The organism is Microbacterium testaceum StLB037, assembly GCF_008763945.1.
GTDB lineage: Bacteria > Actinomycetota > Actinomycetes > Actinomycetales > Microbacteriaceae > Microbacterium > Microbacterium testaceum_G.
The window spans coordinates 1,302,076-1,316,080 of sequence record NZ_VTQH01000001.1; the positions used below are offsets into that span (position 1 = coordinate 1,302,076).

General features: G+C 68.1%; 10 protein-coding genes. 6 read left to right on the plus strand and 4 right to left on the minus strand.

Annotation, left to right across the window (positions count from 1 at the left end; all coding sequences use genetic code 11):
• The first annotated feature begins 10 nt into the window (after nt 1-10).
• The 5 genes from F9B98_RS06110 (at nt 11) to F9B98_RS06130 (ending at nt 6,818) form a co-directional block, all read left to right on the plus strand.
• On the plus strand, nt 11-514 hold the full coding sequence (locus F9B98_RS06110; RefSeq protein ID WP_150954303.1) for a protein jag: 504 nt from the start codon (nt 11-13) through the stop codon (nt 512-514).
• Between the two features lie 8 nt (nt 515-522).
• Nucleotides 523-1,152 carry a 16S rRNA (guanine(527)-N(7))-methyltransferase RsmG gene (gene rsmG, locus F9B98_RS06115; RefSeq protein ID WP_150954304.1) on the plus strand — a complete coding sequence of 210 codons (630 nt, stop codon included), beginning with the start codon at nt 523-525 and terminating at the stop codon, nt 1,150-1,152.
• Nucleotides 1,153-4,494: 3,342 nt separating this feature from the next.
• The gene (locus tag F9B98_RS06120) at nt 4,495-5,421 is read left to right on the plus strand and encodes an AAA family ATPase (RefSeq protein WP_318527703.1); all 927 of its coding nucleotides are present in this window, start codon (nt 4,495-4,497) and stop codon (nt 5,419-5,421) included.
• Nucleotides 5,421-6,389, plus strand: coding sequence for a ParB/RepB/Spo0J family partition protein (locus tag F9B98_RS06125; RefSeq protein WP_150954308.1), 969 nt, complete (start codon nt 5,421-5,423; stop codon nt 6,387-6,389). The genes F9B98_RS06120 and F9B98_RS06125 overlap by 1 nt, the downstream gene beginning before the upstream one ends.
• A gap of 81 nt (nt 6,390-6,470) precedes the next feature.
• The gene (locus F9B98_RS06130) at nt 6,471-6,818 is read left to right on the plus strand and encodes a tryptophan synthase subunit alpha (protein ID WP_150954314.1); all 348 of its coding nucleotides are present in this window, start codon (nt 6,471-6,473) and stop codon (nt 6,816-6,818) included.
• 234 nt (nt 6,819-7,052) lie between these two features.
• Here the strand turns inward: F9B98_RS06130 and trxA are convergent, their stop codons facing one another.
• The 4 genes from trxA to F9B98_RS06150 form a co-directional block, all read right to left on the minus strand.
• Entirely contained in the window at nt 7,053-7,376 is a 324-nt protein-coding gene (gene trxA, locus F9B98_RS06135) for a thioredoxin (RefSeq protein ID WP_150954317.1), read from the minus strand.
• 62 nt (nt 7,377-7,438) lie between these two features.
• Nucleotides 7,439-8,425 carry a thioredoxin-disulfide reductase gene (gene trxB, locus F9B98_RS06140; protein WP_150954320.1) on the minus strand — a complete coding sequence of 329 codons (987 nt, stop codon included), beginning with the start codon at nt 8,423-8,425 and terminating at the stop codon, nt 7,439-7,441.
• A 74-nt stretch (nt 8,426-8,499) separates the two neighbouring features.
• Complete coding sequence (gene murJ, locus F9B98_RS06145) at nt 8,500-10,098, minus strand: murein biosynthesis integral membrane protein MurJ (protein ID WP_150954323.1); 1,599 nt, start codon at nt 10,096-10,098, stop codon at nt 8,500-8,502.
• Nucleotides 10,095-12,341: a DUF6049 family protein gene (locus tag F9B98_RS06150; protein WP_150954326.1), complete on the minus strand. Its 2,247-nt coding sequence runs from the start codon at nt 12,339-12,341 to the stop codon at nt 10,095-10,097. Before F9B98_RS06150 ends, murJ begins: the two co-directional genes overlap by 4 nt.
• A 107-nt stretch (nt 12,342-12,448) precedes the next feature.
• Between F9B98_RS06150 and F9B98_RS06155 the strand changes: the two genes are divergently transcribed.
• Complete coding sequence (locus F9B98_RS06155) at nt 12,449-13,963, plus strand: methyltransferase (RefSeq protein ID WP_150954329.1); 1,515 nt, start codon at nt 12,449-12,451, stop codon at nt 13,961-13,963.
• Nucleotides 13,964-14,005 lie beyond the last annotated feature (42 nt).

A 14,005-nucleotide genomic window follows, 5' to 3' on the forward strand; every position in this document is an offset into this window, starting at 1 on the left:
GGAGATCACGATGACGACGTCCGATCAGATCGCACCCGACCAGACCGCCGCCACCGAGGAGCAGCTCGAGCAGGAAGGCGACATCGCCGCCGACTACCTCGAGGGACTGCTCGACATCGCCGATATCGACGGCGATCTCGCGATGGACGTGCGCGCCGGGCGTGCCTACGTCTCGGTGGAAGCCGAGGACGATGCCGCGCTGTCGACCCTCTCGCACCCCGACACGGTCCAAGCCCTGCAGGAGCTGACGCGTCTGGCGGTGCAGAACTCGACGGGTCGATTCTCGCGGCTCATCCTCGACATCGGCGGTTCGCGCGACGCCCGTCAGCGTCAGCTCGAGAACCTCGTCGACCGGGCGATCGCCCGCCTCGATGAGGGAGCCTCGCAGGCCTCGCTGCCGGCGATGTCGAGCTACGAGCGCAAGCTGGTGCACGACATCGCGGCTGACCGTGGCTTCACGTCGGAGTCCTTCGGCGAGGGCGCCGATCGACACACCGTGCTCCGCCGCGGCTGAGTGACAGGATGCCGGAACAGCTCGAGACCGAGCCGCGCGCCGCGCTGACACTGTTCGGCGAGAACATCGAGAAGGCTCGGCGATTCACGGCGAATCTCGCCGCGCACGGCGAGGAGCGGGGCCTGATCGGTCCTCTCGAGGTGCCACGTCTGTGGACCCGTCACATCCTGAACAGCGCGATCGCGGCGCCCTACTTCGAGGGGCGGGCGGTCGACGTGGGGTCGGGTGCGGGCCTGCCGGGGCTCGTGCTCGCCATCGCTCGACCTGACGTCGAGTGGACGCTGATCGAGCCTATGGAGCGTCGTACGGCGTGGCTGTCGGAGCAGGTGGCGGAGCTCGAGCTGCAGAACGTCACGGTCGCGCGCATGCGTGGCGAGGAGTGGGCTCAGGGTCGAGTCTTCGACGTGGCCACGGCACGTGCGGTGAGCGCCCTGAGGACGTTGCTTCCTTTCACCGCTCCCCTGGTTCGTCCCGGCGGCCGCTTGGTCTTCCTCAAGGGCGCCAATGTCGGCGCCGAGGTGGAGGCCGCCGCGAAGCAGGTGCGGAAGTATGGCCTTACCGACGTTTCGATCGAGGTCGTCGGCGAGGGTGTCCTCGAGGAGCCGACGCGGGTATTTCTCGCCACGGTCAGTCGCTGACGGCTCGCATGTAGACATGCCCTGCTGCGGCGTGTTCACCTGTGCCTTTCCTATGCGCGTGTGACCGCGGAGCGATCGGCGGGGCCGTCGATCGCTCTCGTGCTCAGGTAGTGACGAGACGACCCCGGAGGCTTCGACTCGCGGGGTGACCCTCATGCCTTCGGTGGACTTCATCGTGTGCCCGCGTGTCGCGTGGGCTCACGGTCTCGAGGTGCGGTCTCTCACGGCGGGCTTCTCCGCCCCCCGGTGGACCGAAGGATCCTCATGACGAGCGGCCCCGTCTGCGGTCAGCAGTCGGGACAGCTCGGGAGGGATGGGTCGAAGTCGTGTCCCGCCCTGGTCGCACACGCCGTGTTTCCGCGATTCAGGAGCTCACTAAGTTGTTGTCAGTGAGGATGGCCATCGCAAACGATCGCGTCGAGGGCCCTGGGGTGGCAGGGGTTTTTCGGGTGGGGCTCAGAAACTGGTGTCGCGGGATCGCCTCACGAGATCAGCCCGGGTGGGCTTTCGCAGAAGACGCGACCGGTGGCCACGGTCAACGACTGCGCGTGGCGCCCAGCCCGGACGAGCACAGTGCGGCCACGATTCCCTTCGCAGCCGCCGACGGTGGGAGTTTTCATCACCGCCCGGTCGTGTCTGTTCGTGGCGCGGGTCTTTCGGAGGCTTGTTCTGTGTGAAGCGATCTGCGGTGACGTAGAGATGATGTGCGTGACATGCGGTGAGATGCTTCGCAGCCCGTGAGGACATCGGCATCGGTGTCAGCCACTCCCCCGTGGGTGCCGTTGTGAGCCGGGTATCAGGGCTGAGGCTGTACGTGTCGATTTTCGCGTCTGTCTCGATCATGGTGTCGTCGCGCGATGGCCTCGCGGTGACACGTAGTGATGCTGGGGCTGTGCAGACCCGCTTCACCGGTAGGTCTGCTCACTCGCCAGCCATCACAGGTTGCTCCGTTGCGTCGAAGTCTCGGATCTAACGGCAGTGGGCCGCATGCGATTGCGATGGTCGGCTCGGCTCTCCCCGGCTTGGGGAAACGTGCCATTGTCTGTTGCGTAACGCCCAAATGTTTCACGTGAAACGTCCTCCCCAGCTCGGCGTGCGCATCACAGACGTCAGCGCTGCCGCATGGGCAAACGACGATGCCAGCGGCGTCAATTGCCGGGCCAGCATCCGCCCGCGGAGCACAGCGATCATCTCGGTGCTCTCAACTGTCGTCAGAGGTGACGGCGGAGAGCCATCGGAATCAGGACGTTTCACGTGAAACGCAATGGCGGGCCGCTGCTCTCAAAGTTACGTCGATGATGCAAACGACCCTGATGTGCGGGGTCTGGAGAGTGTGCTCATTGGAGCGCCTGACAGTTCCGTCGGGTACGCAGTCCCCTGGTCCGGACTCGGGGCGCTGGGGTTCGAGGCCCCTGAAGTCACCGGCCAACGCGTCCTCTACTCTTTTGGCGTCGACAACCGGGTATCAGCCATCCGATCGCGTCAAAATCGGCGCACCGTAGGGATGGTGTCGACGCGCTCACGTTTCACGTGAAACACGATGACAAGCAATCTCAGCCCCGGGGCGCAACCCCGACTTGCGCGGTATGCGCGGAAAGGCGCGTGTCCCTTTGGCTGGATATAGGACCAACCGCCCATTGCGCTCGCGGGATCTGGGTATGACAGCGGTCCCCCACGACGTGTCGACTTTGATGAATCAGGTAGGGACCAATGCTCGGCAATTCCATCTCCCGCTGGACAGAGCAACACCATGTTTCGACGGTGGACGAGCCATAGTGCGTGGACATCCGAAATCCCGGCATGCGGACCGAAACACGCCGTCCGTGGGGGAACCTGTTGGTCGGCGAATAAAGGAGGTGAAGCCGCCGGTATTGGGTGGTTAGGGGCTGAGATCAATCGACATGTGGGTTCGGAGCGACGAGGGGAAGGTGGACAGCGCACGGTGCGATCGCGTATCGCGTGCTCGCATGGAGTGGAGCGTTCGGCGGGATCGGAACGACGTGACGGCGCACGCGAAGGACGCGATCGATTGAGCTCTCGGCAGAGTCGAACGGAGACCGCTCACCCGCCCGGGCCGGCGTGGCATTGAGGGATACGGCTTCAGTCGGTGCGCATGCAAGCGAGTGCACTCGGACCCGTCGGACTGTGGCTCAGGCCGGGGCTGGGCACGCGCGAATTCGCGGACGGCCTCCTTCACACAGATTCGCCCGTGCGGTCCCGGCTTCGGCCGCCCTCGGCCCGCCGCGGGAAAGACCGTTCAGGGATCCGCTCGCCTGCACGCGCCAGCCGTGACCTCTGGGCGGGACTGCGCGACCCCCGGCGGGAGGTCCGCTGACGCCTATGTGTGACCGCTCGGGCCCTCGAGGTGGTGGGCGGCGTTCGTCTGGGCGCCGAAACGCGTCGGTCACGGCGGCATCGTGGAACTCGATCCGGCGTCACCCCTCCGAATGACCGCGCCGTTCGATGAGCGGCTGGTGTCGTTGAAGGTTCTGAGCTTCGATGCGTCGTGACGTGGTGCGTCTCGGACTGTGGGCCGTTGGCGACGAGAATGCGGCGGCCATGATGCGGAACACCAAGGTAAGACCTGACGAGACTCAAGGGTTGATCGAGGCGTTATCGCCCGTTTCCATCCGCCTTCGGAGCGGCCTGCCGCGCTCGTCACGCATCGACCCCGGCATGCCCACCGCGTGGAGATGCGTGGACGCGGATCAGCGCCCGCGAGGGTCGCCCTCTGACCCCGAGCATCGCTCTGCAGTGACACTCGTTGATACGTCTGACTGCCGGCGGAGATCGTACAGGTGCGGCACGTTCGCACCGCCCGCAGGTGTCTTGACCTGCTCAACTCGCAGGACAGGCGGCGCAGCCTGCGCGTGGCTGATACAACGCGCTTCGTCACCGCCGGTTCGGTGTGTGTGACGACCGGGGTTGGCCGGTCTGCCTTCTGCACGGCAAGGAGTTCGCTCGCCGGCAGCCTCGTGTTTCACGTGAAACATTCGCCCGCTCGCGGTGCGACCCACGCCCCAGGCATAACGTTGCGCACGGCACGCGGCGGCAGTTCATGGGGAGTCGGCTTGTCGAACGAAGCGACCCCCGGTCCTTCGACCTTGTCGAGCTTCCGCAGCGGCGATGTTTCACGTGAAACGGTCGAGGCGCAGTTGGGCGCGTGCGGATGCGGCCGTCGCCCCGTAAGTCTGCTTGACGCCGCCCCCCGCGCCAGCTGCATTCCCCCGCGCGCCCCGCCGACGCGCCGGAGCTTTGGCGCCTGCGAACCCCCTCCGTCCGCCCCGCTGTCACGCGACCGAGGGTCCGCGGGTAGACTGGGCGAGTTGTCGACGGAGAGGTGTGTTTCACGTGAAACAGTCCGATGAGGCTCCTGCATCGTCTTCTTTTGACGACTCCCCCATCGCTCGCGAGATCGCCAATCTCTCCGCGCGTCGCCGCACCCTCGAGGAGACAACGGTCGAGCTGTCCGGTCGCACACGAGTCTTCACGGTCTCGAATCAGAAGGGCGGGGTGGGGAAGACCACGACGGCTGTTAACATCGCCGCCGCGTTGGTGTCGGTCGGCGCTCGGGTGCTCGTCATCGATCTCGACCCTCAGGGCAACGCGTCGACCGCCCTGGGTGTCGCACACAACGCCGAGACGCCGAGCGTGTACGACGTGCTGATCGACGAGTTCCCCCTTGCTGACATCGTGCAGACCAGCCCGGAGTCCCCCGACCTGCTCTGTGCGCCCAGCACCATCCATCTCGCCGGCGCAGAAATCGAACTGGTGTCGCAGGTGGCTCGCGAGCACCGCCTTCGCGGAGCTCTTCGCGACTACCTCGACCTCGAGGACAACCACCTCGACTTCGTCATCATCGACTGCCCACCGTCGCTAGGTCTTCTGACGATCAACGCTTTCACTGCGGCGGATGAGGTTCTCATCCCCATTCAGTGCGAGTACTACGCCCTTGAGGGCCTGAGCCAGCTGCTCGGCAGCGTGCAGATGATCCAGAAGCACCTGAACCCCGGGCTCCATGTCTCGACCATCCTCCTGACCATGTACGACGGTCGAACTCGACTGGCTCAGCAGGTAGCCGAGGAGGTGCGGTCCCACTTCACGGACGAAGTCCTGAACACCGTCATCCCGAGATCGGTTCGAGTCTCGGAGGCGCCGAGCTTCGGTCAGACCGTCATCGCGTACGATGGCCAATCAGCGGGCGCCATCGCCTACCGCGAAGCCGCTGTGGAGATCGTCGCCCGTGACACCACGAAGAAGGGTTCCTGATGGCCAAGAGGACCGGCCTGGGTCGCGGTATCGGCGCGCTCATCCCTACCATGGAGCCTTCCGAGGCGCGTCCCGTCGACGTCTTCTTCCCCGATGGAACGAAGGCCAAAGACGCTGCCGCCGAAACGTCGGCTGAGGAGACGTCCGACGACTCCCTCGTCACCGTGCCCGGCGCACGCCTCGTCCATATCGATCCGAAAGCGATCGTCCCCAACCCGCGGCAGCCCCGAACCCACTTCGATCCCGACGACCTCGCCGAGCTCATCCACTCGGTCCGCGAGTTCGGTGTGCTGCAACCCGTCGTCGTCCGGGACAAGGGTGACGGTACCTACGAGCTCATCATGGGTGAGCGCCGCACCCGCGCCTCACGCGAGGCGGGGTTCGAGACGATCCCGGCCGTGGTGCGCGAGACGGACGATGAATACCTCCTCCGCGACGCCCTGTTGGAGAACCTGCACCGGTCGCAGCTGAACCCTCTCGAAGAAGCGTCGGCCTACCAGCAGCTGCTGGAGGACTTCGGCATCACGCAAGAGGAGCTCGCGACGCGCATCGGTCGGTCACGTCCTCAGATCAGCAACACGATACGACTGCTCAAGCTGCCGGTGCCCGTCCAGCAGCGCGTGGCCGCGGGTGTCCTCAGTGCAGGACACGCTCGCGCCATCCTCTCCTTGGACGATCCGAAAGAGATGCAGAAGCTCGCCGACAAGATCGTCAACGAGGATCTCTCGGTGCGGGCTGCGGAAGCCGCGGCCAAGATGCCGGGCGTCGCGCCCGTTCGGCAGAAGCCCCAGGCAGGTTCCCAGCGCCTCGGTCTCGATGCCATTGCAGAGCGGCTCGGAGATCGCTTCGACACGAAGGTCAAAGTGTCGTTGAGCGCTAAAAAAGGCCAGATCAGAATTGATTTCGCGAGCATTCAGGATCTTAATCGGATTCTCGCAACCCTGGGCGAAGAGGGCTACACGGGCTGACCCGGCTCCCCCACCCGTCATCTCGCACTCAGCGAACAGGATTCGGGTCCCGATGTCGGGACCTCGACGTACGCTGGAACAGTGACAGCGAACGACGACACTCCGCGCCGTCGCGCCAGCCTCGAGCTCTTGCGCGCCGAGGCATCCGACGAACTCGCGGTCCTGATCCACGAGAGGCTCCGCGGCGGTGAAGACCCGTGGGACTTCATGGAAGACCTCCCGAGCGTCGACGAACTGGTTGTTCTGACTCTGCGCGCGGACAACATCTCCGAGAACGGCGGCGTGCGGCCGACGCGAGCACGCAACTATCGCGTGCTCCGCCAGATCGCGCTGGACTATCCCCCTCTCACGAAGGCTGTGTGGCGCATTCTGGGCGACGAAGAACCGCACCGGCGCTGGGACGCCAGCGTCCGTCTCGACGCCTCCTGAGGGGCGCTCAGGCCGTTCCACGCGCGGGTCGCGTTCAACGAAGTCTCCCTGCGGGCCGCGCGGACGGTACCGATGAAGGATCCCCCCGGCCGAACCGGCGACGGTGGTCCCGCCTGCGTGCACCAGTGGCAAACGCGGGTGATCGGCATCCCCAATCTTCCGACGTGATCTCACGGGCGCAACGCAAACGTCCCCGGCACCAGGAGGCGCCGGGGACGTGAGATGCGACAGGTGTCAGCCGATGAAGGCCGCGAGGTCCTGCTCGAGAGCGAACTTGGGCTTCGCGCCGATGATGGTCGTCTTGACCTCACCGCCCTGGAACACCTTCATCGCGGGGATGGAGGTGATCTGGTACTTCATCGCGAGGTCGGGGTTCTCGTCGACGTTGAGCTTGAGGACGGTGATCTTTCCCGCGTTCTCGTTCTGGATCTCGTCGAGGACGGGAGCGACCATGCGACACGGTCCGCACCACTCGGCCCAGAAGTCCACGAGAACGGGTCCGTCGGCCTGCAGGACGTCCTGCTCGAACGTTGCGGAGGTCGTCGCCTTGGCAGTCATTGCATTTCTCCTTAGATGAGAGCGTCAGTTCGTGAAAACGCCGGTGAGACCGGTTTTGTTCCTCAGACGACCGCAGCGTCGGGAAGGCCCTCGATGGGGCTCTCGGCGACGGCGGGTTCGCCGGCCTCGCCACGCGCGGCGAGGAAGTGCTCGACGTCGAGAGCGGCGACGGTTCCACTGCCGGCGGCCGTGATGGCCTGGCGGTAGGTCGGGTCGATGACGTCACCCGCGGCGAAGACACCGTCCACCGAAGTACGCGAAGAGCGGCCGTCGACCCAGATGGTGCCCTGGTCGGTCAGTTGCAGCTTGTCGTGCACGAGGTGGGTGCGCGGATCGTTGCCGATGGCGACGAACAGGCCGTCGAGGGGCAGCTCACGCGTGGTGTCGTCGACCGTCGAGCGCAAGCGCACCCCGTTCACGGCCTCGTCACCGAGGATCTCGTCGACCGCGCTGTTCCAGATGAACTCGATCTTCGGGTTCGCGAAGGCGCGCTCCTGCATGATCTTCGACGCGCGCAACGAGTCCTTGCGGTGGATGACGTAGACCTTCGACGCGAACTTCGTCAGGAAGTTGGCCTCTTCCATCGCGGAGTCACCGCCGCCGACGACGGCGATCGTCCGATCGCGGAAGAAGAACCCGTCACACGTGGCACACCACGAGACACCGCGGCCGGAGAGGCGCTCTTCGCCCTCGAGGCCGAGCTTGCGGTAGGCCGAGCCGGTCGCGTAGATGACCGAAACGGCCTCTTCGACCTTGCCGCTTCCGAGGGTGACCTTCTTGACGGGACCGTCGAGCTCCAGCGACACGACGTCGTCGTACAGGACCTGCGCACCGAAACGCTCGGCCTGCGCCTGCATCTTGGCCATGAGGTCGGGACCCTGGATGCCGTCGGGGAACCCGGGGAAGTTCTCGACCTCGGTCGTGTTCATGAGGTCACCGCCGGCTTCGACGGAGCTCGCGACGACGAGGGGCTCGAGGTTGGCTCGGGCGGCATAGATGGCGGCCGTGTATCCGGCCGGGCCCGATCCGATGATGATGACGTGACGCACGGTTGCGCCTTCCTCTCGTTGATTCCGTCGGATGAAACCCATGGTAGCCGCGGGGTATTCCACGGCCCCCGGGGCTAGCGCTTGGGCAGGAACCGCCGAGCGAGCGCGAGCGCCGGGGCGAGTTCGGGAGTACGGAAGAGGGCCAGGATGCCGATGTACACGGCCAGGACGACGATGCCCAGCACCGCGGCACCGGCGATGCCCGACGCGACGCTGCTCGTCATCCATCCTTCGGGGCCGCCCAGCAGGATCAGGACGCCCCACCCGGCTGCGGCGGCGGGGATCGCTGCGAGGGCGAAACGTCCGAGCGCCGACAGCCAGGAGCCCGTGCCGATGCCGGAGAGGCGGCGGCGCAGGAGCACTGTCGCCACGACCACCTGCACGATGCTCGCGAACGACTGGGTCAGGGCGACGCCGGCGGCCAGTTCCGACCGTTCGACGAACGCACCGGCGGCGATCGCCCCTCCCGCGACGAGCGCGCACTGCAGCAGGGTGAAGAAGAAGGGCGTGCGGGTGTCGTTGTAGGCGTAGAAGGTGCGCTGGATGACGAACAGGACGGCGAGGGGCACGAGACACACGAGGAAGCACCACAGGACGGGAGCGGCGGCGAGGGCCTGTTCCGGTCCGTCCGTGAAGATCCGGCTGGCGGGGACGGCGGCCACGGCGAGGGCGGCGGTGGCCGCCACGATGAAGAACCCGAGGGTGCGGATGCTGCGGGCGATGTCGGCCCGGACCTCGTCGTCGCGTCCCGCGGCGGCGTGCTCGCTGAGCTGTGTGAAGTAGGGCGTTCCGATCGACAGCACGATGATCGAGTACGGCAGCATGAACAGCAACCAGGCGTTCTGCGAGGCGAAGATCGCGGGATCGTTGCCGGAGGCGCCGGACAGCACGTTCGACTGCACGATTCCGGCGAGCTGGCCGGCGACGACCATCAGGAAGGTCCAGCCGGCGAGCCGACCGATGTGGCGGAGTCCCACACCCTTCCACTGGAAGTCGGGCCGGAGGGTCAGACCCGCGCGGCGCCAGAAGAACATCAGCACGACCGTCTGAATGACGATTCCGCCCGTCGCCGTGGCCGCGAGCAGGGCGATCATCGACGGCGTCCAGACGTCGACGTTCTTCTGCGGACCACCGAACAGCAGGATGAACGCCCCGAACCCGGCGATCGAGACGACGTTGTTGACGATCGGCGCCCAGGTGTACGGACCGAAGACGCGGCGGGCGTTGAGGATCTCCCCGAGCAGGGCGTAGAGGCCGTAGAAGAAGATCTGCGGCAGGCACCAGTAGGCGAAGGCGGTCGAGAGGGCCAGCTGATCGTCGGTGAACTTGCTCGCGTACACCTGTACCAGCACGGGCGCGGCGATCATCGCGAGAGCGGTGGCCCCGAGCAGGCCCACCGTGCCGAGGGTGAACAGCTTCGAGATGAACGCCTGTCCCCCGTCGGTGTGCGCGGCGGCCTTCACGATCTGCGGAACGACGACGGCCGTCAGCAGACCCGTCGAAATGATCGCGTAGATGTTGTTCGGCAGCTGATTCGCGACGGCGAAAGCGTCACCCGTTCTGCTCTGCGAACCGATGGCGGCGACGAGCACGATCGTGCGCAGCACTCCGCTGACGCGAGACGCGATGGTCCCGGCTCCGATGAGCACACTGGCCCGTCCGATACTGCTCACGGGCGTTTCTCCTGCTCGGTGTCCGACGCGGTCGCGCGGGGGGTCTGCTCGTCGTCGTCGAGGTCGTCAGCGTCTTCTGCGGGGCTGCGGCCATCGGCATCCGGATCCTTCGCTCCGATCCCGTCGACCGGTTCGTCATCCTCGGGGTCCTGCGGCGATGCCTCCTCGGCGCGCAGTCGGCGCCGACGGGCGACCGTGCGCACGACCCCCAGACTCAGGAAACCGACGACCAGGGCGATGACGGCCACGATGCCGATGTTCTCCCACTCGGCGCGCACCTCGACGTCGACCGTCTGAGGCGCACCGATCGGGACGCCCGACGCGCTGTAGAGCTGCAGGTCGACACTGACCTCGCCGTTGGCGACGCGCGCTTCGACGGGCACCTCGACGCGGGTGTTGGCGGACGCCTGAGCGTCGATGGTCGTGCGCTCCTGCACGCGCAGGCGCACATCGTTGGTCCGGACGGCCATCACCACGGTGACGGGCCATGGCAGGTCGTTGCGCACCCACGGCCGCAACGGGGCGCTCGAGCTGACGAGACGGAAATCGGATGACAGGATGCCGACGGAGTCGAGCGTCGTGCGGGTCGCGGCGCGGTGGTCGGTGACGGCCTGGCGGGCGGCATCCCCCCTCCACGACGTGTTGGTCACCTGCAGCACCTCGGCGCGCTCGCGACCGGTGAGGAGCTCGGGCTGGTCGAGGATCGAGGCGAACTGGTCGACGCTCTGCTCGTCGCCCAGGAGCGTGCGGACCTCGTCCACGCGCGCCGTGTCGACCGTCGGGGCGCTGAGGGAGACTTCGGATGCCGGGAGCGAGGCGACGGTGCGGAGCGTGGTCGCCGTGTATCCCGGGGCGGTGGCGGCGAGGCCGAGGGTGGCGCGCAGGCTCACGCGGGAGCGGTCCGTCCCCCGGTCGAGCACCGCGAGCACGGGCTGGTCGCCCGTCTCGGCGCGCGCGATCGAGAGGTACGCCTGCGCGGCGGCGAGGGAGGCCCCGCGGCGGGTGCTGTCGTTCTGTCCGGCGGCGTCGGCGAGGGCGCGCGAGACCTCGGCGTCGTACACGGGGGTGGACACCCCTCCGACGCTCGCGGACGCTTGCCGAGCGCCCCCGGAGACGCTCGTGGACGGAAGGAGGACGTGCGTCGGATCGTCGGCGCTGCCGAGTGCCCCGAGGGTCGCGACGGTGTCGGTGCCCGCGGATCCGGTGGCGGGCCAGTAGACGTTCGGGGTGGCGACGCCGATGTCGAGTAGCGCCGACAGGGACGGATACGTGGGCTGCCCGGGCGTCGAACTCGGCGCGGGGTCGGGAGTGGACACCGCCGACACAGCGGGCGCGGGCTGCGTGAAGTCCGCGGCGGCCATGTAGTTCTGCAGCGAGGTGGGGGCCAGCGGGGTCGTGAGACCGGCGTGCAGCTGCGCCGCGACATCGGAGTCGCCGAACTGCAGGGCGAACCGGTCGTTCGGGAGGGCGAGAAGCCGCTGCAGCCAGGCGACGGCCGTCGGCGGGGCCGCCGACCCGAGCACGCGGATCGCCGCGGGGATCGCGGGGTCGATGGCGAGCGTCGCGGCGGTGCCGTCGACGGCGTCGAGCTGCGCCGAGAGGGCCCCGTCGACCGCGGTGAGCTCGGCCAGTTCGTTCGCGGTGAGCAGGCCACGGGTGAGAGGCGCAGCGGTGATCGGCACGACGAGAGCGATCGGGGTCTGCGCTCCCCCGTCGGCGGGGACGACGACCACGCTCGGCGCGGTCAGTCCCGAGCTGGTCGCGAGCACCGGATAGACGCCGGCTCCGCGGTTGGCGAGGGCCGGATCGGTGCCGGTCGCCGTGAGCGTCGTGGTCGACTGGGCGCCGGAGGCGGTGGCATCCAGTGTTCCCGTGGCGATCTGCTGGAACGTGATGCCGGAGGCGTCCCCGCTGAGCCAGCGGTCGACGGCGGCGTCGTCGGTGAGGGGCGTGGATCCGATCGACAGGGCCACGGGCACCGCCGACAGGCTCGACGTGCCGGCGGCGACGCTGACGACGACGGAGAGGGCTTCGCCGGGGCGCAGGATGCCATTGGCCGCGGGAGCGGCCGTCAGGACGGGCGGCGAGGTCGAGGCCGACGGCGAGGGGCTCGGTGTCGCTGCGGAGGCGGCGGTGGCCGGTAGCGCGATACCCAGGACGAGGGCTCCGGCGGCGAGGGTCGCCAGGAGCCGGCGCGTGAGGGAGCGCCGCGGCACGGGTGCGCCCGAAGGCTGGGAAGTCACGGTCATACGAGCGTCGGTGGCGCGAGGGGGCCCCGCACCGCCTGCGAGTCTAGGCCCGCCTACCTACAAGCCCCCCGATAGCCTCGCGCAGACGGTTGAATGGACCGGTGCTCCCCGAACCCGATCCCCAGCTGTGCCAGGCCCTCGCCGACGACCTTCGCGCGGCGGGCTACACCAGCGCCGCACTGCGCGACGCGTGGGGAGCGCAGGCCGACGACGCGGTCGCCCGCGGGCTGCGTCGTCCCGCCACCCGGGCCCTCGGCGAGCGGGGCGACGCCCTCGCGGTGCTGGGGCGGCTGTGGGGACTCGGCCTGCCCGTGCCCCGCGGAGACGCCGAGGCGGCGCTTCCCACCCTCCGCGTCGACGGCGCGGCGGCCCTGGGACTGCTGGAGATCTCGGGGGATGCCGTGACCCCGGCCGTGCTCGTCAGGCCCCAGGCCTTCGCCGACGACGAAGGCGAGGTCGAGTGGTGGATCGCCAGCGACCTCGACGAGGCGGCCCTGGGGGGTCCGCTCCCCGAGGAGCACGTGCTCGGCGTCGGCGGGGCGTCGCAGACGCTCGCGCGGCTGCAGCTCACCCGTCGCGCGCGTACGGCCCTCGACATCGGGACGGGGTGCGGCATCCAGGCCCTCCGCCTCCGCCGCCTCGTCGACCACGTCGTCGCGACCGACATCTCGGAGCGGGCCCTGCGCTTCACCCGCCTCAACGCCCTCGTGAACGGGGTGGAGGGGATCGAGACCCGCCTGGGCTCGCTGTTCGAGCCCGTTACCGGCGAGACCTTCGACCGCGTGGCATCCAATCCTCCGTTCGTCATCACGCCGCGCGTGGCCGGGGTTCCCGCGTACGAGTATCGCGACGGAGGGATGGAGGGCGACTCTCTGGTCGCTTCGGTGATCGAGGGGGTGCGCGATCACCTCGCTCCCGGGGCCGTGGCGCAGTCGCTGGGCAATTGGGAGTACCGCTGGGGCGAACCGGGGCTCGACCGCGTGCGCCGATGGGTCGGATCGTCACTGGACGCGTGGGTGATCGAACGCGAGGTGCTCGACCCGCTCGCCTACGCCGAGCTGTGGGTGCGCGACGGCGGCACCGTTCCCGGGACGCCGGAATACGCCCGGCTGATCGACGCGTGGCTCGACGACTTCGCGCGGCGCGGGGTGACGGGCATCGGGTTCGGGTACGTGCTGCTGCGGCGACCGCTCGCCGGTGGGCCGACGCTCGCGCGCTACGAGCGTGTCTCGGGCGGTGGCGAATCGGCGTTCGGCCCGCACCTGTCGGCATCCCTCGCCGCTCATGATCGAGCGGCCCTGCTCGACGACGAGGGGTTGGCCGCGAGCATTCTGCGTGTCGCCCCCGATGTGACCGAAGCGCGTCATCATCGGCCGGGTGAAGAGGACCCCTCGGTCATCGAACTGCGCCAGGGCGGCGGGTTCGCCCGCACCCTCGAGGTCGACCCGGGGCTCGCGGCCCTCGTCGGCGCGTGCGACGGCGACCTGGCCGTGGGTGCGCTCATCGATGCGATCGCCCAGCTGATGGAGGTGGATGCCGAGGCCCTGCGCGTGGATCTGCTGCCGCGCGTGCGCGAGTTGCTGGTGACGGGGTTCCTGGGTTTCGCCGACGACTGATCGCCCGCTCACCCGCTCCGTGACCTCCAGCGGCCCCGGATA